The sequence below is a fragment of the Pseudogemmobacter sonorensis genome (assembly GCF_042762395.1).
In the GTDB taxonomy this organism is placed as follows: Bacteria; Pseudomonadota; Alphaproteobacteria; order Rhodobacterales; family Rhodobacteraceae; genus Pseudogemmobacter; species Pseudogemmobacter sonorensis.
The window spans coordinates 26,235-47,088 of the sequence record NZ_JBEFZE010000033.1 but is presented as its reverse complement, the minus strand read 5'-3'; the positions used below and the strand labels follow the sequence as shown (position 1 = coordinate 47,088).

Here is a 20,854-nt window from a genome sequence, read left to right as displayed (position 1 = left end):
GAAGCTGCGCTTCGCCATCCGCGAAGGCGGCCGCACCGTCGGCGCCGGCGTCGTCGCCAAGATCATCGCGTAATCAGGATGAAACGGAGGCGGGCATAAAAACCCGCTTCCGAACATCGAAGGGAAAGGCCGCCCGCGAGGCGGCCTTTTCTGTTTCGGCCGGATGGCCCGCCAGGCATCGGGGCAAGTCCCAGTCCTCGTTTCGGCCCGCGCCCATGTCCGCGCCCATGTCCATGCCCTGGCCCGGGTCCCGGGCGGACGCCGCAAGTCCGCGGGCGGGGGCTTGGCATCCCCCGGGCGCCGGGCCATCTTCGGCCCGATTCCCGAAATGCCGACATGCGAAAGGAAATGCCCATGGCCAAAGCCATCCACTCGATGATCCGCGTTCTGGACGAGGCGCGCTCGCTCGCCTTCTACGATACCGCCTTCGGGCTGAAACCGGCCGACCGGCTGGATTTCGAGGGTTTCACCCTGATCTATCTATCGAATGCCGAGAGCGGGTTCGAGCTGGAACTGACTGTCAACAAGGGCCGGACCGAACCCTATGACCTGGGCGACGGCTACGGCCATCTCGCGGTCTCGGTCGAGGATCTGGAGGCCGAGCATGCCCGGCTGAGCGAGGCGGGCCTCGGGCCGCGCAAGATCGTGGATTTCCAGAACGACGGCGCGCGGGTGGCGCGGTTTTTCTTCATCGCCGATCCCGACGGCTACCAGATCGAGGTTCTGGCGCGCGGCGGGCGTTATCTCTGAAGCCGGGCCGGGGCGCTTGCGGATTTCGCAGATCCCCTGCCGCGAGACCCTTGACCTTGCCCGCGCCCTGCCGTAACCCGGCGCCACCACAGGGGTATAGCTCAGCTGGTAGAGCGACGGTCTCCAAAACCGTAGGTCGCGGGTTCGAGCCCTGCTGCCCCTGCCAATCCCTCCGACAGCACCAGATGGCGGAACCGGCGGCAACCGGCCGGGACGCGTCATGCGCGGCTTGATCTTTCGCCCGGCCGCGCGTATCTGCATCGGGTTGCAACGAGACATCCAGACCGGAAGACCACAGCCATGGCCGCGAACCCGCTTCAGTTCCTTCAGCAAGTGCGCGGCGAGGTCGCAAAGATCCACTGGCCCGCGCGCCGCGAAGTGCTGCTGACCACGCTGATGGTCTTCATCCTTGCGGCGCTGACGGCGGCCTTCTTCGCGCTGGTCGATTTCGGCATCCGCCAGGCGCTTGAACTGATCATCGGCGCCTGAGGCCGGATTTCTCTTGAACATCGGGGGGCGAGAAGCTATCTGCCCCGGCGAAGCAAGAACGACCGGCGCGCATCGATTCGCTATGCGCGCTGTTTTTTGTTCCTTGAATACAGCGGGGGCGACATGTTCCCGGCGAAGAAGAAGGTGAAGCTGGTCCATGGCAAAGCGCTGGTATTCGGTGAGCGTCCTCTCGAATTTCGAGAAGAAGGTCGCCGAACAGATCAGGACGGCCGTGGAAGACGCGGGCCTGCAAGATGAGATCGACGAGGTTCTCGTGCCCACCGAAGAGGTGATCGAGATCCGTCGCGGCAAGAAGGTGACCTCCGAGCGGCGCTTCATGCCCGGCTATGTGCTGGTGCATATGGAAATGTCCAATCGCGGCTACCACCTGATCTCGTCGATCAATCGCGTGACGGGCTTCCTGGGGCCCCAGGGCAAGCCGATGCCGATGCGCGATGCCGAGGTGAACGCGATGCTGAACCGCAGCGTCGAGGGGGGCGAGGCGCAGCCGCGCAACCTGATCCGCTTCGACATCGGCGAGAAGGTCAAGGTCAACGACGGCCCCTTCGAGGGCTTCGACGGCATGGTCGAGGAAGTGGACGAGGCGCACAGCCGCCTCAAGGTCTCGGTCTCGATCTTCGGGCGGGCGACGCCCGTGGAACTGGAATTCACCCAGGTCTCGAAAGGGGGCTGAGGCGAAGCCGCGCGGGAGGTGCGCGCCCCGGGACAGCCCCGGTGGTGACAAGCCGGACCGCTAAACCGCCCTTCCGCCGGAAGGGCCGAGTGATGAAGGAGTGGGCCAGATGGCCAAGAAGATCATGGGCAGCCTCAAGCTGATGGTGAAGGCCCAGCAGGCGAACCCCTCGCCGCCCGTCGGCCCGGCATTGGGTCAGCGCGGCCTGAACATCATGGCGTTCACCAAGGAATTCAACGCGAAATCCGCCGATTTCGTGCCGGGCACCCCGATTCCGACCGTGATCACCTATTACCAGGACAAGTCGTTCAGCCTTGAGCTGAAGACCCCGCCCGCCTCGTTCCTGATCAAGGAAGCGGCCGGGCTGAAGCCCGTCGGCAAGCGCAACCGCACCAAGGGTTCGGCCAAGCCCGGGCGTGAGCCCGCGGGCTCCATCTCGGTCGCGCAGGTCCGCAAGATCGCCGAGACGAAGATGAAGGATCTGAACGCCAATTCGGTCGAGGCGGCGATGCAGATCATCCTTGGCTCGGCCAAGTCCTGCGGCATCGAAGTGAAGGGCTGAGATCATGGCAAAGCTCGCAAAGCGTGTGAAGAAGGCGCAAGAGGCGTTCTCCGGCAAGGAGAACCTTGTCGTCGAAGAGGCCGTGAAGCTGATCAAGGACGCGGCCTCGGCCAAATTCGACGAAACGCTGGAAATCGCGATGAATCTGGGCGTCGACCCGCGTCACGCCGACCAGATGGTCCGTGGCGTGGTGCAACTGCCCAACGGCACTGGCAAGGTGGTCCGCGTGGCGGTCTTCGCGCGCGGCGCCAAGGCCGATGAGGCCAAGGCCGCCGGTGCGGATATCGTCGGCGCCGAGGACCTGCTGGAAACCATCCAGTCGGGCAAGATCGAATTCGACCGCTGCATCGCCACCCCGGATCTGATGCCGCTGGTCGGCCGCCTGGGCAAGATCCTCGGGCCGCGCAACCTGATGCCGAACCCCAAGGTCGGCACCGTGACCATGGATGTCGCCACCGCCGTCAAGAACGCCAAGGGCGGCGAGGTCCAGTTCAAGGTCGAAAAGGCCGGCGTGATCCATGCCGGGATCGGCAAGGTCTCGTTCGCCGACGAAAAGCTGGCGGAAAACGTCCGCGCCTTCGTCGAGGCGGTGACCCGCGCCAAACCGGCCGGCGCCAAGGGCACCTATGTCAAGAAGGTCTCGCTTTCTTCGACCATGGGGCCGGGCGTGTCGCTGGATCTGGCCTCGACGGCTTCGGCCTGAGGCATCGCGGGCGGGGTGCCGCCCGATGTGGAATTCCCGATCCGCAAGGAAAGGGATGACGGGGCGGTTCGCCGCCCTGTCCTGTCCGAGACGGTGGGGGGCGCGCAAACGCCTTAATATCCTGCCCGAGATGGGAACGACGACCTTTCGCCCCACGGCGATCCTGGCCTGTCTGTCCCGTTACGGACCGAGACGCCCCTTTCCCGGAAGGGGGCGCTGACTAGAGCCGGGGGAGACCCCAAACTTGGAGTGAAACTGTGGATAGAGCCCAGAAAGAGAAATTGGTCGAGGAACTCGGCCAGATCTTCGAAAGCTCTGGCGTCGTCGTGGTTGCCCACTACGAAGGCATGACGGTTGCACAGATGCAGGACCTGCGCGGTAAGATGCGCGAAGTGAACGGGTCCGTTCGCGTTGCCAAGAACACGCTCGCCAAGATCGCCCTTGAAGGCAAGCCCTCTGCGAAGATGGCCGACCTTCTGACGGGCATGACCGTGCTTGCCTATTCGGAAGACCCCGTGGCTGCGGCCAAGGTCTCCGAGGCCTATGCCAAGACGAACGAGAATTTCGTCATCCTCGGCGGGGCCATGGGCGGTGAGGTTCTGGATACTGCCGGTGTCAAAGCCGTGGCCTCCATGCCGTCGCGCGAAGAGCTTATCGCTCAGATCGTGTCGTGCATCGGTGCGCCCGCCTCGAACATCGCTGGTGCCATTGGCGCGCCTGCTCAAAACATCGCGGGCATCCTGTCGACCATCGAGGACAAGGCCGCGGCATAAGCCCGCGACCCGTCCGCATGTCATTCGTAGGGTTGATCCAATCGTCGTTGGAACCCATCTCAACTGAACGGAACTGAAAAAATGGCTGATCTCAAAGCTCTCGCCGAACAAATCGTTGGCCTGACCCTGCTGCAAGCGCAGGAACTGAAGACCATCCTGAAGGATGAATACGGCATCGAGCCCGCCGCTGGCGGCGCTGTGATGGTGGCCGGCCCCGCCGCTGGCGGCGCTGCCGAAGCGGCCGAGGAAAAGACCGAATTCGACGTGGTCCTGACCGAAGCCGGCGCCAACAAGATCAACGTGATCAAGGAAGTGCGCGGCATCACCGGCCTGGGCCTGGTCGAAGCCAAGAACCTGGTGGAAGCCGGCGGCAAGATCAAGGAAGCCGTCTCCAAGGCCGATGCCGAGGAAATCAAGAAGAAGCTCGAAGCGGCTGGCGCCAAGGTCGAGCTGAAGTAATCGCATATGCGGGCCCGCCCGCATCGGTGATTTCGGGCTGGGGGTGGTTTTCCGCCCCCGGCCCATCTCGCGTCTTGAAAGCGGCTTTTCGGTGAAAGCCCCTCTCCAGGTGCGATGAAAGGTTCGGGAGCCGCCTGACGGGACAGGTGGCGGGTATGGAACCTCTCTCCCCTCTCGCCAGTTGGCGCGCGACCGTGGCCCGACGGTTCGCGTGCCGGCGAAAAGATGAAAGGTGACCACGAGCATGGCGCAAGCTTACGTTGGCCAGAAGCGCATTCGCCGTTACTACGGCAAGATCCGCGAAGTCCTTGAAATGCCGAACCTCATCGAGGTTCAGAAAAGCTCATACGACCTGTTCCTGCGCTCTGGCGACAGCGACCGGCCGCAAGACGACGAGGGCATCCAGGGCACGTTCCAGTCCGTCTTCCCGATCAAGGATTTCAACGAGACCGCCGTTCTTGAATTCGTCCGCTACGAGCTGGAAAAGCCGAAGTATGACGTCGACGAATGCATGCAGCGCGACCTGACCTATGCCGCGCCGCTGAAGGTCACCCTGCGCCTGATCGTGTTCGATGTCGACGAATCGACCGGGGCGCGGTCGGTCAAGGACATCAAGGAACAGGATGTCTACATGGGCGACATGCCCCTGATGACGCCCAACGGCACCTTCATCGTCAATGGGACCGAGCGGGTGATCGTCAGCCAGATGCACCGCTCGCCCGGCGTGTTCTTCGACCACGACAAGGGCAAGACCCATTCCTCGGGCAAACTGTTGTTCGCCTGCCGGATCATCCCCTATCGCGGTTCGTGGCTGGATTTCGAATTCGACGCCAAGGATATCGTCTTCGCCCGTATCGACCGTCGCCGCAAGCTGCCGGTGACGACGCTGCTCTATGCGCTCGGCATGGATCAGGACGCGATCATGTCGTCCTATTACGAGACGGTGAACTTCAGCTACCAGAAGAACAAGGGCTGGGTCACCCGCTTCTTCGCCGACCGCGCGCGCGGCACCCGTCCGGCCTATGACCTGGTCGACGCCGCTTCGGGCGAGGTTCTTCTGAAGGCGGGCGAGAAGGCCACGCCGCGCATGGTCAAGAAGTGGATCGACGAAGGCGTGGTCACCGAGCTTCTGGTGCCCTTCGACAATATCGTCGGTCGTTTCGTCGCCCGCGACATCGTCGATGAGGAAACCGGCGCGATCTGGGCCGAGGCCGGCGAGGAGCTGACCTGGGAGCTGGACCGCGACGGCGAGGTCAAGGGCGGTTCGCTCAAGACCCTGCTCGACCAGGGCATCACCGATATCCCGGTTCTCGACATCGACAACGTCAATGTCGGCCCCTACATGCGCAACACCATGGCGGCGGACAAGAACTGGAACCGCGACACCGCGCTGATGGACATCTATCGGGTGATGCGCCCGGGTGAGCCGCCGACCATCGAGGCGGCCAGCGCGCTCTTCGACACGCTGTTCTTCGACAAGGAACGTTACGATCTTTCGGCCGTGGGCCGGGTCAAGATGAACATGCGTCTCGACCTGGACCGTCCCGACACCCAGCGGACGCTGGATCGCGGCGACATCATCAGCTGCATCAAGGCGCTGGTGGAACTGCGCGACGGCAAGGGCGAGATCGACGACATCGACCACCTCGGCAACCGCCGGGTGCGCTCGGTCGGCGAGCTGATGGAGAACCAGTATCGCGTCGGCCTGCTGCGCATGGAACGCGCGATCAAGGAGCGGATGTCCTCGGTCGAGATCGACACGATCATGCCGCAGGACCTGATCAACGCCAAACCGGCGGCGGCGGCGGTGCGGGAATTCTTCGGCTCCTCGCAGCTTTCGCAGTTCATGGACCAAACGAACCCGCTGTCGGAAGTCACCCACAAGCGCCGCCTTTCGGCGCTTGGGCCGGGCGGTCTGACGCGCGAACGCGCGGGCTTCGAGGTGCGCGACGTCCACCCGACCCATTACGGCCGGATGTGCCCGATCGAGACGCCGGAAGGCCAGAACATCGGCCTGATCAACTCCCTCGCGACCTTCGCGCGGGTGAACAAATACGGCTTCATCGAGACCCCCTATCGCAAGGTCATCGACGGCAAGGTCTCCGACGACGTGGTCTATATGTCCGCGACCGAGGAAATGCGCCACACCGTCGCCCAGGCCAATGCGACTCAGAACGCCGAGGGCGAATTCACCGACGAGCTGATTTCGTCGCGCAAGGCGGGCGAGTTCATGCTGAACCCGCCCGATGCCATCGACCTGATCGACGTCTCGCCCAAGCAATTGGTGTCGGTCGCGGCCTCGCTGATCCCGTTCCTGGAAAACGACGACGCCAACCGCGCGCTGATGGGATCGAACATGCAGCGTCAGGCGGTGCCGCTTCTGCAATCGGACGCGCCCTTCGTTGGAACCGGGATCGAGGCCGTGGTGGCCCGCGACTCGGGTGCCGCGATCATGGCGCGGCGCGCGGGCATCATCGACCAGGTCGATGCCCAGCGGATCGTTATCCGCGCCACCGAGATGCTGGAACCGGGTGAGCCGGGCGTCGACATCTACCGCCTGCGCAAGTTCAAGCGGTCGAACCAGTCGTCCTGCATCAACCAGCGTCCGCTGGTGAAGGTGGGCGACACCGTCGTGCGTGGCGAGGTGGTGGCCGACGGCCCCTGCACCGACATGGGCGAACTGGCGCTTGGCCGGAACGTGATCGTGGCCTTCATGCCGTGGAACGGCTACAACTACGAGGACTCGATCCTGATCTCGGAGCGCATCCTGAAGGATGACGTCTTCACCTCAATCCATATCGAGGAATACGAGGTCGCCGCCCGCGACACCAAGCTGGGCCCGGAAGAGATCACCCGCGACATCCCGAACGTCGGCGAGGAGGCGCTTCGCAACCTCGACGAGGCCGGGATCGTCTATATCGGCGCCGAGGTGAACCCGGGCGACATCCTTGTCGGCAAGATCACCCCAAAGGGCGAAAGCCCGATGACGCCGGAGGAAAAGCTCCTGCGCGCCATCTTCGGCGAAAAGGCGTCGGACGTGCGCGACACCTCGCTGCGCCTGCCGCCGGGGGCTTACGGCACCATCGTCGAGGTGCGGGTGTTCAACCGCCACGGTGTCGACAAGGACGAGCGCGCGCTGCAGATCGAGCGGGAAGAGGTCGAACGCCTCGCCCGCGACCGCGACGACGAGCTTGCGATCCTTGAGCGCAACATCTTCGCCCGTCTCAAGGCCCTGCTTCTGGGGCGCGAGGCAGTGAAGGGGCCCAAGGGCGTCAAATCCGGCTCGACCATCGACGATGAACTGCTGGGCACGCTGTCGCGCGGCCAGTGGTGGCAGCTTGCCGTCGCCGAAGAGGCGCAGGCCAAGGAGATCGAGGCGCTGCACGACCAGTATGAGCAGCAGCGCCGCGCGCTGGATCACCGTTTCGACGACAAGGTCGAGAAGGTGCGCCGGGGCGACGACCTGCCTCCGGGCGTGATGAAGATGGTCAAGGTCTTCGTCGCGGTGAAGCGCAAGCTGCAGCCGGGCGACAAGATGGCCGGCCGTCACGGCAACAAGGGCGTCATCTCCAAGGTCGTGCCGGTCGAGGACATGCCCTTCCTGGCCGATGGCACCCATGTCGATCTGGTGCTGAACCCGCTGGGCGTACCGTCGCGGATGAACGTCGGGCAGATCCTTGAAACCCATATGGGCTGGGCCGCGCGCGGTCTGGGCCTGAAGGTGGACGAGGCGCTGGCCGATTACCGCCGCCACGGCGACCTGACCCCGGTCAAGGAAGCCATGCGCCTGGCCTACGGCGACGAGACCTATGACGAGGCCTTCGGCGAGGCCGGTGACGAGGATCTGCTGGAAAGCGCCAATGCGGTTCGCCGCGGCGTGCCGATCGCGACCCCGGTCTTCGACGGCGCCAAGGAAGCCGATGTGAACGATTCGCTGAAACGTGCGGGTTTCGACACCTCGGGCCAGTCCGATGTGTTCGATGGCCGCACCGGCGAGAAGTTCCAGCGCAAGGTCACCGTGGGCGTGAAATACATGCTCAAGCTGCACCACCTTGTCGACGACAAGCTGCATGCGCGCTCGACCGGGCCCTACAGCCTCGTCACGCAGCAGCCTCTGGGCGGCAAGGCGCAGTTCGGCGGCCAGCGTCTTGGGGAGATGGAGGTCTGGGCGCTGGAAGCCTACGGCGCCGCCTATACCCTGCAAGAGATGCTGACGGTGAAGTCGGACGACGTGGCAGGCCGGACCAAGGTCTATGAATCCATCGTCAAGGGCGAGGACAACTTCGAGGCCGGCGTGCCCGAGAGCTTCAACGTTCTCGTGAAGGAAGTCCGCGGCCTCGGCCTGAACATGGAACTCCTGGATGCGGAAGAGGAATGAGCGGTTTCCCAGGAAACCGTTTCGGGGCGGCGCGCGGCCGCCCCATGCCTCTGACCGCAACCTCCTGATTGGGAAGATCAAATGAACCAGGAACTGACGAACAACCCGTTCAACCCTGTTGCGCCGGTCAAGACCTTCGACGAAATCAAGATCTCGCTCGCCAGCCCCGAGCGGATCCTGTCGTGGTCCTATGGCGAGATCAAGAAGCCGGAAACCATCAACTACCGCACCTTCAAGCCCGAGCGCGACGGGTTGTTCTGCGCCCGGATCTTCGGGCCGATCAAGGATTACGAATGCCTTTGCGGCAAATACAAGCGGATGAAATATCGCGGCGTCGTCTGCGAGAAATGCGGCGTTGAAGTCACGCTGCAAAAGGTGCGCCGCGAGCGGATGGGCCATATCGAACTGGCCGCACCCGTCGCGCATATCTGGTTCCTGAAGTCGCTTCCCTCCCGGATCGGCCTCATGCTCGACATGACGCTGCGCGATCTTGAGCGCATCCTCTATTTCGAGAACTACGTCGTCATCGAGCCGGGCCTCACCGACCTGACCTACGGCCAGCTCCTGACCGAGGAGGAATTCCTCGACGCGCAGGACCAGTACGGCTCCGACGCCTTCACGGCGAATATCGGCGCCGAGGCGATCCGTGAGATGCTGGCGGCGATCGACCTTGAACAGACCGCCGAGACCTTGCGCGAGGAACTCAAGGAAGCCACCGGCGAACTGAAGCCCAAGAAGATCATCAAGCGGCTGAAGATCGTCGAGAGCTTCCTCGAATCCGGCAACCGCCCGGAATGGATGATCCTGACCGTGCTGCCGGTGATCCCGCCGGAGCTGCGCCCGCTGGTGCCGCTGGACGGCGGCCGGTTCGCGACCTCGGACCTGAACGACCTCTATCGCCGGGTGATCAACCGCAACAACCGCCTGAAGCGGCTGATCGAGCTGCGCGCGCCCGACATCATCGTGCGCAACGAAAAGCGGATGTTGCAGGAAGCGGTGGACGCGCTGTTCGACAACGGCCGCCGGGGCCGCGTGATCACCGGGACCAACAAGCGCCCGTTGAAATCGCTCTCCGACATGCTCAAGGGCAAGCAGGGCCGGTTCCGCCAGAACCTTCTGGGCAAGCGGGTGGACTTCTCCGGCCGCTCGGTCATCGTGACCGGGCCGGAACTGAAGCTGCACCAGTGCGGCCTGCCGAAGAAGATGGCGCTCGAACTCTTCAAGCCGTTCATCTATTCGCGGCTTGAGGCCAAGGGCCTGTCGTCCACGGTGAAGCAGGCGAAGAAGCTGGTCGAGAAGGAACGCCCGGAGGTCTGGGACATCCTCGACGAGGTGATCCGCGAACACCCGGTGCTGCTGAACCGCGCGCCGACGCTGCACCGCCTCGGTATCCAGGCCTTCGAACCGATCCTGATCGAAGGCAAGGCGATCCAGCTTCACCCGCTGGTCTGCTCGGCCTTCAACGCCGACTTCGACGGCGACCAGATGGCCGTGCACGTCCCCCTCTCGCTGGAAGCCCAGCTTGAGGCGCGCGTCCTGATGATGTCGACGAACAACGTGCTCTCGCCCGCCAATGGCGCGCCGATCATCGTGCCGTCGCAGGACATGGTCCTTGGCCTCTACTATGTCACCATGCAGCGCGAGGGCATGGTGGGCGAGGGCAAGCTTTTCCGCGACATCGACGAGGTGGAACATGCCCTTGCCATCGGCGAGGTGCATCTGCACGCCAAGATCACCGCACGCCTGCGTCAGGTCGATGCCGAGGGCAATATCGTCTGGAAACGGTTCGAGACCACGCCCGGCCGCCTGCGGCTGGGGAACCTTCTGCCGCTGAACGCCAAGGCTCCGTTCGAGCTGGTGAACCGGCTTCTGCGCAAGAAGGACGTGCAGACCGTCATCGACACCGTCTATCGCTACTGCGGCCAGAAGGAATCGGTGATCTTCTGCGACCAGATCATGGGGCTGGGCTTCCGCGAGGCCTTCCGCGCCGGCATTTCCTTCGGCAAGGACGACATGGTCATCGCCGAGAACAAATGGGATCTGGTGAACGAGACCAAGGACCTCGTGGCGGGCTTCGAGCAGCAGTATCTCGACGGCCTGATCACCCAGGGCGAGAAATACAACAAGGTCGTGGATGCCTGGTCGAAGTGCAACGACAAGGTGACCGAATCGATGATGGCCACCATCTCGGCCACCAAATACGACGAGGGCGGCGCCGAGAAGGAGCCGAACTCGGTCTATATGATGGCGCACTCCGGGGCCCGGGGTTCGGTCACCCAGATGAAGCAGTTGGGCGGGATGCGCGGCCTCATGGCCAAGCCGAACGGCGAGATCATCGAGACGCCGATCATCTCGAACTTCAAGGAAGGTCTGACCGTTCTTGAATATTTCAACTCGACCCACGGCGCCCGCAAGGGCCTGTCGGACACCGCGCTCAAGACGGCGAACTCGGGTTACCTGACCCGCCGTCTCGTGGATGTGGCGCAGGATTGCATCATCCGCATCGCTGATTGCGGCACGGATAATGCGATCACCGCCTCGGCCGCGATCAAGGAGGGCCAGGAAACCGCGCCGCTTTCCGAGCGTGTCCTGGGCCGTGTGGCCGCCGATGACGTGCTGGAGCCGGGCACCGACAATGTGATCGTCGAGCGGGGAGAGCTGATCGACGAGCGCAAGGCCGATCTGATCGGCCAGGCGAACGTGCCTTCGGTGCGCATCCGCAGCCCGCTGACCTGCGAGGCCGAGGAAGGCGTCTGCGCCGCCTGCTACGGGCGCGACCTGGCCCGCGGCACCCGCGTCAACATCGGCGAGGCGGTCGGCATCATCGCCGCCCAGTCCATCGGCGAGCCGGGCACCCAGCTTACGATGCGGACCTTCCACATCGGCGGCGTGGCCCAGGGCGGCCAGCAGTCGTTCCTGGAAGCCAGCCAGGAGGGCCGGATCGAGTTCCGCAACGCGAACCTTCTCTCCAACGCCTCGGGCGACCAGGTGGTGATCGGGCGGAACATGTCCATCGCCATCATCGACGATGCCGGGCAAGAGCGGGCGACCCACAAGCTGACCTATGGCGCGCGGCTGCATGTCAAGGACGGCGAAGAGGTCAAGCGCGGCACCAAACTGTTCGAATGGGACCCCTTCAACCTCTTGATCGTGGCCGAAAAGGCCGGGGTCGCGCGGTTCAAGGACCTGGTCTCGGGCATTTCGGTGCGCGAGGATACCGACGATGCCACCGGCATGACGCAGAAGATCGTCTCGGACTGGCGCTCGGCCCCGCGTGGCTCGGACCTCAAGCCCGAGATCATTGTGGTCGATCCGGTCTCGGGCGATCCGGTGCGCGGCGACAGCGGCAATCCGATCACCTATCCGATGTCGGTCGATGCCGTTCTGTCCGTCGAGGACGGGCAGGAACTGCGTCCGGGCGACGTGGTGGCGCGGATCCCGCGCGAAGGCGCCAAGACCAAGGACATCACCGGGGGTCTTCCCCGCGTGGCGGAACTGTTCGAGGCCCGTCGCCCGAAGGACCATGCCATCATCGCCGAGGCCGACGGCTATGTGCGCTTCGGCAAGGACTACAAGAACAAGCGCCGCATCACCGTCGAGCCGGTGGACGAGACGCTGACGCCCGTCGAATACATGATCCCCAAGGGCAAGCACATTCCCGTCCAGGAAGGCGACTTCGTCCAGAAGGGCGAATATATCATGGACGGCAACCCCGCCCCGCACGACATCCTGCGGATCATGGGGATCGAGGCGCTGGCCAGCTACATGATCGAGCAGGTGCAGGAGGTCTATCGCCTGCAGGGCGTGAAGATCAACGACAAGCATATCGAGGTGATCGTGCGGCAGATGCTGCAAAAGCTCGAAGTGCTTGATTCGGGGGATACCACGCTTCTGAAGGGCGAGCAGGTCGAGCGTCAGGAACTGGAAGAAGAGAATGCCAAGGCCCGTGGCCGCGGCCTTCGCGAAGCCAGGGCCGAGCCGGTGCTTCTGGGCATCACCAAGGCGTCGCTGCAGACCCGCAGCTTCATCTCGGCGGCCTCCTTCCAGGAAACCACGCGCGTCCTGACCGAGGCTTCGGTCCAGGGCAAGCGCGACAAGCTGGTCGGTCTGAAGGAGAACGTCATCGTGGGCCGCCTGATCCCGGCGGGCACGGGCGGCGCGACCCGTCAGGTCAAGGCCATCGCCACCGCGCGCGACAATACCGTGATCGAGGCGCGGCGCTCGGAAGCGGATCAGGCGGCGGCGCTGGCCGCACCGCTCGATCTCGACGAGCCGCCGCTTGATGCGGCGGTGGTCGATCCGGTCGAAAGCCGCGACTGAGCCGGGCGCGTCCGCATCGCGAAGAAAAGCCTGAAAGGCCCGCCGGAGAAACCTCCGGCGGGCCTTTCGCTGCCCGTATCGGGGCGAAGAAAGACGGCTCGACTGCACAGAGCCGTGATCTGGGCCGTGCAAGCGCCAGGGCCGCTTGCGCGCAGGGGCGAATTTTTGCGAACGTCACGACGACGGAACAGGTCTCGCGAAGCGTTCATCGCAAGCCGATACGAAGATCAGACATCCCGTCGTGCCGCGCCCGGTTTCGGCCGGGCGCCGGGCGCGTCGGTCAGAACCAATGCCCCGCCCGCGCGAAAAACGCGCCAGCAAGGCCCAGAGGAACCCGATGCCGCAGCCCTTGTTCATACTTCTGCCCGCCCTTTTGGCCGCATTCGCCGCGCCGGGGCCGCTGGCCGGGCCCGCGGCGGCGCAGCAGGCCGCCATGGCGGGCAGCGCGCCGCGTCCGGTGCAGACGGGCTATATGGTCGTCGAAGCGGCCGAGGTGCCGGTGACGCTTTTGTTGACCGGGCGGGCGGTGGCGCAGAACACGACCCGGATCCGGCCCCGCGTGGGGGGCGTGGTGACAGCGATCCTCTACACGCCGGGCACGCTGGTCGCCGAAGGCGCGCCCCTCTTCGCCATCGACCCGACCAGCCATGAGATCGCTTTGGCCTCGGCCGAGGCCGATCTGGCCCAGGCCGAGGCCGAGCTGACCTCGGCCCAGACGGCCTTTGAGCGCGCGGCGCGGCTGCGCGAAGGCGCGACGGCATCGGTCGCGGCCTTTGAACAGGCCGAGGCGGTGCTCCTCAAGGCCCGGGCCGCCCGCGGCTCGGCCGAGGCGGATCTTGCGCTGGCCCGGCTCCAGCTTGAATGGACCACGGTGCGCGCGCCGATCTCGGGCGTGGTCGGCATCGCCGAGGTCTCGATCGGCGATCTCGTCTCGGCCAGCCAGTCCGATGCGCTGGCCGAGATCGTGCAGACCGATCCGGTGCAGATCGACCTGACCGAACCCTATCCGATGCGGCTGCGGATCGACGCGCGCGCGGGCGCGGGCGAGATCACGCTGGATGAAACCCCCACGCTGTCGCTGTTCCTGGGCCCGGGGATCCGCACCGGGAGCGATGCGCGGCTGGTCTCTACGGGCGCCACGGTTTCCTCCACCACCGGCACCCGCCGCCTGCGGTTCGAGATGGCCAATCCCGAGGGGCTGATCGCGCCGGGGATGTTCCTGCATGCCGAATTGACGCTGGGGCGCGAAAGCGCCGTCCTGGTGCCGCAGCGCGCGACCGAGCGTCAGCGCGACGGCAGCCTGACCGCCTGGGTCGCGGTGAATGGCAAGGCCGAGCGCCGCCGCCTGACCGAGACCGGCACCTTCGGCAACGACTGGGTGGTGCGCGCGGGCCTCGATGCGGGCGAATGGCTGCTTCTGGACGGCATATCCACCCTGCGCGACGGCCAGGACGTCTCTCCGGTGCTGGCGACGATCGACGCCGCGGGCGTTGTGCGCGACAGCGGCGCGGCGGCAACCGGACCGGCGTCGAACTGACCCGAGGATGGCGCAGTTCTTCATCTCCCGCCCCGTCTTCGCCTGGGTTCTGGCCATCGTGACCATGCTGGCGGGGGCCTTCGCGCTCTCGCGGCTCGCGATCGAGCAATATCCCGACATCGCCCCCACCCGCATCAACATCACCGCGAATTATCCCGGCGCCTCGGCCGAGGCGACCGAGAATTCGGTGACCACGGTGATCGAGGGGGTGATGACCGGGCTCGACGGGCTCTTGTTCATGGAATCCAGCTCCAGCGCCACCGGGCGGTCGCGGATCTCCTTGACCTTCGACGACCGGATCGACCCCGACAATGCCCAGATCCAGGTGCAGAACCGGCTGCAACTGGTCGAAAGCGGGTTGCCCGAGACCGTGCGCGAACGCGGGCTGGACGTGTCGCGCTCGGGCGAAAGCTCGCTTCTGGTCGGCGCGCTGGTGTCGCGCGACAACCGCTATTCCTCGCTGGAACTGGGCGACCTGACCGAGGCGCTCCTGGAGGATGCGGTCCTGCGCACCGAAGGCGTGGGCACGATCCAGAGCTTTTCCTCGGGCTATGCGATGCGGGTCTGGCTGGATCCGATCCGCATGGCGGAATACCAGATCACCACGGGCGACGTGACCTCGGCGATCTCGGACCAGAATTCCACGGTCTCGGTCGGTTCCCTGGGGGCGCAGCCGGTGGTGCCGGGCCAGCAGTTGACGGTGGCGCTTTCGGCGCAGACCCAGCTTTCCAACGTCGATCAATTCGCGAAGATCATCCTGCGGCTGGAGGAAGAGGGCGGGCAGGTCCTGCTGTCCGACGTGGCCCGGATCGAGGTGGGGCAGGTCAGCTACGGCAATTCGGCGCTGTTCGACGGTGCCAATTCGGCGGGGTTCTCGGTCAACCTGGCCTCGGGCGCCAATGCGGTGGCGACCGCCGAGGCGGTGCGCGCGGTCGTCCATTCCATCGCGCCCGCGCTGCCCGAAGGGGTCGAGGTGGCCTTTCCCTTCGACACCTCGCCCTTCATCGAGGAATCGATCGGCACCGTCTATGCGACGATGTTCGAGGCGGTCGGGCTAGTCTTCCTGGTGATCCTGATCTTCCTGCAAAGCTGGCGCGCGACCATCATTCCGGTGGTGGCGATCCCGGTGGTGTTGCTGGGCACTTTCGGGGTGCTTTCTGTGCTTGGCTATTCGATCAACACGCTGACCATGTTCGCGCTGGTCCTGGCCATCGGCCTTCTGGTCGACGATGCCATCGTCGTGGTCGAGAATGTCGAGCGGGTGATGAACGAAGAGGGGTTGGACGCCCGCGCCGCCACCCGCAAATCGATGGGCCAGATCACGCCCGCGCTGGTGGGGATCGCGCTGGTGCTGTCGGCGGTCTTCCTGCCGATGGCCTTCATGGCGGGCTCGACCGGGGTGATCTATCGCCAGTTCTCGGTCACGATCATCTCGGCGATGATGCTCTCGCTGGCGGTGGCGGTGATCCTCTCGCCGGCGATGAGCGCGGTGCTCCTGCGCGCCCATGCCCATCACGGTGGCGGCAATCTGCTGACGCGCGGCTTCAACCGTTTCATGGCGGCGGTGACACGGGGCTATGGCCGCGTGGTGGGGCTGGCGATGCGGGTGCCGGTGCTGATGCTGGTCGTGCTTGGCGCGATTTCCTGGGGCGCGGTCCTGATGTTCGACCGGCTGCCGTCGTCCTTCGTCCCGCAAGAGGATCAGGGCGTCATCACCGTGAACCTGCGGCTCGCCGAGGGGGCGACCATCGCCCAGACCGCCGCCGTGGCCGAAGAGGTCGCGGCCTGGCTGACCCAGGAACAGGGCGATACCGTGCAATCGGTGATGACCGCGCTTGGCTTCGCCTTTGGCGGCGGCGGGCAGAACAACGCCATGCTGTTCGTGCGGCTGAAACCCTTCGCCGAGCGCCCGGGGCTGAGCGCCTCGGCGCTGCAACAGGCCGGATCGGCTCGGTTCCGGGGCCATCGGGCGGGAAGCATCAATTTCGGCCAGCCCCCGGCGATCCAGGGCCTGGGCCAGAACGCAGGGATTTCCTTCTTCCTGATCGACCAGGGCGGCCTCGGCCAGGCCGCGCTGGAGGAAGGCGCGCAGGCGCTGGTCGCCCTGGCCGAGGCCGAGGGCGCGGCCTCGGGCTTTCGCGGCCATGAGCCGAGCCGCCGTCCCGCCCTGAAGCTTGAGATCGACCAGCAGAAGGCCCGCGCCATGGGCCTGACCGTGGGCGAGGTGAATTCCATGCTTTCGGTGATCTTCTCGGGCCGCCAGGTCGGCGATTTCGAACTGGGCGGGGAATTGCGCCCGGTGGTGGTGCAGGGCACCGCCGAATACCGCATGCAGCCCGAGGAAATCGACATCTGGCACGCCCGCAACAGGCTGGGCGAGATGGTGCCGTTCTCAAGCTTCATCACCCAGGTCTGGACCGAGAATTCGCCCTCGCTCGACCGTTTCGGCGGCACGCGGGCGATCTCGATCTCGGCCAGCCCGGGCGAGGGGTTTTCGACCGGCGAGGCGATGGCGCGGGTCGAGGCGCTGGTGGCGGAACTGCCGGGCGGCTTCGGCGTGGCCTGGACGGGGCTCTCCTATCAGGAAAAGCTGGCGGGCAACCAGGCGCCGATGCTGTTTGCGATGTCGGCGCTGGTGGTGTTCCTGTGCCTGGCCGCGCTTTACGAAAGCTGGTCGGTGCCGCTGGCGGTGATGCTGTCGGTGCCGGTGGGGATCCTGGGCGCGCTGCTGGCCGCCTGGGCCTTCGGCCAGTCGAACGACGTCTATTTCAAGGTGGGCCTGCTGACCACAATCGGGCTTGCGGCAAGGAATGCCATCCTGATCGTGGAGTTCGCCGAGGCGATGCGCAGGCAGGGGATCGGCCTGATCGAGGCCAGCCGCAAGGCCGCCGAAATCCGGCTGCGCCCGATCCTGATGACCTCTTTCGCCTTCGCGCTTGGGGTGCTGCCGCTGGCGCTGGCCTCGGGGGCGGGGGCGGCGACGCAGCATGCCATCGGCATCGGGGTTCTGGGGGGGATCACCGCCTCGACGGTGATCGCGCTGTTCATGGTGCCCGCGCTTTATGTGCTGGTGAAGCGGGTGACGGGGCAGGGTGGCTGATGCAGGGCGGTTGAGCGGCCGCTACCGCCCGGGGGCCGCCGCCGTCGCCGCCGTCCAGGCGGCGACGATCTGGCGCGCGCGGGCGCCGGTTTCGGCGGCGCTCAGCCCCGGGGTGTAAAGCGCGCTGCCGATGCCGAACCCGTCGGCGCTGGCGCCGATCCATTCGGCGAAGTTCGACGGCCCCGCCCCGCCCACGGCATAGACCTGCGTGCCCCCGGGCAGGACGGCGCGGATCGCGGCCAGACCGGCGGGGCCGAGCAGGCTGCCGGGGAACAGCTTCAGCCCGGTCGCCCCGGCCCTGAGCGCGGCGAAGGCCTCGGTCGGCGTCATCACCCCGGGCCAGCTTTCCAGGCCAAGCGCGCGGCTTTGCGCGATCACCGCCGGATCCATGTTGGGCGAGACGACCAGCCACCCGCCCGCCGCCTTCAGCGCATGGACCTCATCCACGGTCAGCACCGTGCCCGCGCCGATCTGCGCGGTCTCGCCGAAGGCCGCGGCCATGGCGGCGATCGATTCGAAGGGATCGGGCGAGTTCAGCGGCACCTCGATCCGGGTGATCCCGGCCTCGATCAGGGCTTGCGCCACGGGCAGCGCCTCGGGCGGGGTCAGGCCGCGCAGGATGGCGATCAGGGGGCGGTGGGTCATGGCCGGGTTCCGGTTGCAAGAAGCGAGGTGAGGCCCGCAAGCGTGCAGGCGGTGGCGTCGAGGCTGCGGGTCTGCGCGCCCTGCGCGGCCAGCGCGGTGGCATAGGCCCGCGCCAGCCCCGAGGATCCGATCAGCGCGACCGGCTGGCCCAGCCAATAGGGCCGGGCGGCGGCAAGCTCCATCCCGATCAGCAGGCCCGAAAGCCGCGCCCGGGCGGTGGCGGGGGCAAGCCCGTGCAAAAGCCCCTCTGCCCGGATCCCGAACAGCCGCGATCCGATCCGCTCGGGGCGCGAGATCGCATCGGATACCGCGGCAAGGAAGGCCTCCTCCCGATGCGGGGCATCGTCGGCGCCCAGCGAATGGCGCAGCACCGACTGGCGCGAGACCAGCTCGAACAGCTCTCCTGTCATATGGGTCTGGAAGCTGACCACCTCGCCCGCGCTGACATGGGCCCATTTCGAATGGGTGCCGGGCAGGCAGACCACGCCGTCGAACCCCGGCTCCAGCATGAGCGCGCCGGCGATCTGGGTCTCTTCGCCGCGCATCACATCGGCGGGGCGGTCCTGGGAAAGGCCGGGCGCGATGCGCAGATCGAGGCGCGGGTCGCGGGTGGGCGCGCGGGTCAGGGCGGCGGGATCCAGCGGCGCGCAGGGGATCGCGCGATAGGCGGCTTCGGTCCAGCCCTGGCGCGCGCCGACCATGCCGCAGGCAAGGGCGGGCAGCGGGCGGGTGCCCAGCCAGCCCCCGATCAGGCGCAGGAGCGCGGGCTCGAACCCGTCGGGCGAAAGCCGCGCCATGCCCTCGTCCGATCCGGCCCGGGCCAGGATCGCGCCGGAAGCCGCGATGGCCCAGACCCGCAGGTTCGAGGTGCCCCAGTCGATCGCGATCCAGTCGGGGTCGATCGGTTCGGGGCTGACCAGGCCCGGGGCGCCTTCGTCCGCGTGCGCATCGGCCGCGCGCGCATCGGCGGGGCGCCCGCCCGGGGGCGTCGTCGCGCTGGCGGATGCCGCCGCCTCGGGTTTCCGGCCGGTTTCGCTTCGCATGATGCCCCTCCTCCCGGGCCAAGGCTTGCCCTGCGCCCGGGGTTGCGTCAAGACCGCCCGGGGGTCTTGGCGGGCGCGGCGGTCGGGGGCGTTGCAGGGATTATATTCGCCGCCCGCCCTTGCGGTTCCGGGGCCGCGCTGCCAGTGTCCGCCGCCGGAGAAGGAGATCCCTGAAAATGCGCCTCGGTATCGCAAGCCTGATGTTCGGCTATGTGCTTTCGCAATTTTTCCGCGCTTTTCTGGCGGTGCTTGCCCCGGTGCTGGAGGCCGATCTGGGCGCCTCGAAACAGGATCTGGCCACGGCTTCGGGGCTGTGGTTCCTGGCCTTCGGCGCGATGCAGATCCCGGTGGGCGTGGCGCTCGACCGGATCGGGCCCAAGCGCACCACCGTCGCCTGCCTGGCCATCGGCACGCTGGGGACGGCGATCTTCGCCATGGCGACCACGCCCTTCGGGATCAAGATGGCGATGGCGCTGATCGGGGTGGGCTGCTCGCCCATCCTGATGTCGGCCTATTACATCTTCGCGCGCGAATTCTCTCCGGCGGTCTTCGCCACGCTGGCGGGCGCGACCATCGGCGTCGGCAATCTGGGCAATATCGCAAGCTCGCTGCCGCTGACCGCCGCCGCCGAGGCCTTCGGCTGGCGCGAGACGGTCTGGGGCCTGGCCGCGATCTGCGCGCTGACCGGCGTGGCGGTGCTGGCGCTGGTGCGCGATCCGGCGCCCGCGCCCGCGGGGCCGAAAGGCTCGGTGCTGACGCTGCTGAAAATGCCGGTGCTCTGGCCGATCCTGACGATCATGCTGGTCTGCTATGCCGCGCCCGGCGGGTTGCGCGGGCTGTGGCTTGGCCCCTATTTCAGCGATGTCTGGGGCTATGGCGCGAACCAGATCGGCCTTGCGGGCCTGTGGATGGGCATCGCCATGGTGATCGGCAGCTTTGCCATCGGGCCGATGGACCGCTGGTTCGGCACCCGCAAATGGGTGATCTTCGGCGCCAATCTGGGGATGCTGGTCGCGCTTTGCGCGCTTTGGATCTTTCCCGACCGCTCGGCCGGGTTCTCCATCGCGATGTTCGTCGGGCTGGGCCTGTGCGGGTCGAGCTTCCCGATCGTGATCGCCCATGCCCGGGCCTTTTTCCCGCCGCATCTGGTCGGGCGCGGCGTGACGCTGGTCAATCTGTTCGGCATCGCCTCGGTCGGCGTCGCGCAAGAGGTCACCGGGCGGCTGCATGCCGCGCGGGTCGACCAGGCCGATCCGGCCGCCCCCTATCAGGCGGTCTTCGGCTTTTTCGCCGTTACGGTGACGCTGGGGCTTGTGGTCTATCTTTTCTCGCGCGACCGCACCGACTGAGCCTTCCCCCCGGCCCCCCTTTGCGCTAAGGGGCGCCGTTCCCCGAAGGGCG

Annotated in this window: 15 protein-coding genes and 1 tRNA gene; 14 read left to right on the top strand and 2 right to left on the bottom strand. The window is 66.2% G+C overall.

Annotated elements, in window-relative coordinates; translation table 11 throughout:
* From ABNX41_RS18130 to ABNX41_RS18070, 13 genes are all read left to right on the top strand, one after another.
* Window positions 1-73 (top strand): EF-Tu C-terminal domain-related protein (locus tag ABNX41_RS18130; RefSeq protein WP_438670557.1); only part of this gene is annotated, 73 nt, incomplete at its 5' end.
* A 281-nt stretch (window positions 74-354) separates the two neighbouring features.
* Window positions 355-750 carry a VOC family protein gene (locus ABNX41_RS18125; RefSeq protein ID WP_438671108.1) on the top strand — a complete coding sequence of 132 codons (396 nt, stop codon included), beginning with the start codon at window positions 355-357 and terminating at the stop codon, window positions 748-750.
* Window positions 751-840: 90 nt separating this feature from the next.
* Window positions 841-916: transfer RNA gene (locus ABNX41_RS18120), tRNA-Trp, on the top strand.
* A gap of 134 nt (window positions 917-1,050) precedes the next feature.
* Window positions 1,051-1,239 (top strand): preprotein translocase subunit SecE, encoded by a 189-nt coding sequence (gene secE / locus ABNX41_RS18115; protein ID WP_438671107.1) that lies wholly within the window; start codon window positions 1,051-1,053, stop codon window positions 1,237-1,239.
* Between the two features lie 157 nt (window positions 1,240-1,396).
* Window positions 1,397-1,933 (top strand): transcription termination/antitermination protein NusG, encoded by a 537-nt coding sequence (nusG, locus tag ABNX41_RS18110; RefSeq protein WP_438671106.1) that lies wholly within the window; start codon window positions 1,397-1,399, stop codon window positions 1,931-1,933.
* A 109-nt stretch (window positions 1,934-2,042) separates the two neighbouring features.
* Window positions 2,043-2,495 carry a 50S ribosomal protein L11 gene (rplK, locus tag ABNX41_RS18105; protein WP_438671105.1) on the top strand — a complete coding sequence of 151 codons (453 nt, stop codon included), beginning with the start codon at window positions 2,043-2,045 and terminating at the stop codon, window positions 2,493-2,495.
* 4 nt (window positions 2,496-2,499) lie between these two features.
* Window positions 2,500-3,198 (top strand): 50S ribosomal protein L1, encoded by a 699-nt coding sequence (rplA, locus tag ABNX41_RS18100; RefSeq protein ID WP_438671104.1) that lies wholly within the window; start codon window positions 2,500-2,502, stop codon window positions 3,196-3,198.
* A 257-nt stretch (window positions 3,199-3,455) separates the two neighbouring features.
* Window positions 3,456-3,971 carry a 50S ribosomal protein L10 gene (gene rplJ / locus ABNX41_RS18095; RefSeq protein WP_438671103.1) on the top strand — a complete coding sequence of 172 codons (516 nt, stop codon included), beginning with the start codon at window positions 3,456-3,458 and terminating at the stop codon, window positions 3,969-3,971.
* Window positions 3,972-4,052: 81 nt separating this feature from the next.
* Complete coding sequence (gene rplL, locus ABNX41_RS18090; protein ID WP_438671102.1) at window positions 4,053-4,430, top strand: 50S ribosomal protein L7/L12; 378 nt, start codon at window positions 4,053-4,055, stop codon at window positions 4,428-4,430.
* Between the two features lie 244 nt (window positions 4,431-4,674).
* Window positions 4,675-8,808, top strand: coding sequence for a DNA-directed RNA polymerase subunit beta (rpoB, locus tag ABNX41_RS18085; RefSeq protein ID WP_438671111.1), 4,134 nt, complete (start codon window positions 4,675-4,677; stop codon window positions 8,806-8,808).
* Window positions 8,809-8,889: 81 nt separating this feature from the next.
* The gene (gene rpoC, locus ABNX41_RS18080) at window positions 8,890-13,128 is read left to right on the top strand and encodes a DNA-directed RNA polymerase subunit beta' (RefSeq protein ID WP_438671101.1); all 4,239 of its coding nucleotides are present in this window, start codon (window positions 8,890-8,892) and stop codon (window positions 13,126-13,128) included.
* Between the two features lie 337 nt (window positions 13,129-13,465).
* Window positions 13,466-14,665, top strand: coding sequence for an efflux RND transporter periplasmic adaptor subunit (locus ABNX41_RS18075; protein WP_438671100.1), 1,200 nt, complete (start codon window positions 13,466-13,468; stop codon window positions 14,663-14,665).
* Window positions 14,666-14,672: 7 nt separating this feature from the next.
* Window positions 14,673-17,765 carry a multidrug efflux RND transporter permease subunit gene (locus ABNX41_RS18070; protein ID WP_438671099.1) on the top strand — a complete coding sequence of 1,031 codons (3,093 nt, stop codon included), beginning with the start codon at window positions 14,673-14,675 and terminating at the stop codon, window positions 17,763-17,765.
* 21 nt (window positions 17,766-17,786) lie between these two features.
* Here the strand turns inward: ABNX41_RS18070 and ABNX41_RS18065 are convergent, their stop codons facing one another.
* Together ABNX41_RS18065 and ABNX41_RS18060 are read right to left on the bottom strand one after the other, a co-directional pair.
* Window positions 17,787-18,410, bottom strand: coding sequence for a 2-dehydro-3-deoxy-6-phosphogalactonate aldolase (locus tag ABNX41_RS18065; protein ID WP_438671098.1), 624 nt, complete (start codon window positions 18,408-18,410; stop codon window positions 17,787-17,789).
* A complete protein-coding gene (locus ABNX41_RS18060; protein WP_438671110.1) occupies window positions 18,407-19,312 on the bottom strand; it encodes a 2-dehydro-3-deoxygalactonokinase in 906 nt (301 codons plus the stop codon). The genes ABNX41_RS18065 and ABNX41_RS18060 overlap by 4 nt, the downstream gene beginning before the upstream one ends.
* Window positions 19,313-19,629: 317 nt before the next feature.
* On the opposite strand from ABNX41_RS18060, the gene ABNX41_RS18055 reads away from it, so the two are divergent.
* The gene (locus tag ABNX41_RS18055; RefSeq protein ID WP_438671097.1) at window positions 19,630-20,802 is read left to right on the top strand and encodes an MFS transporter; all 1,173 of its coding nucleotides are present in this window, start codon (window positions 19,630-19,632) and stop codon (window positions 20,800-20,802) included.
* Window positions 20,803-20,854 lie beyond the last annotated feature (52 nt).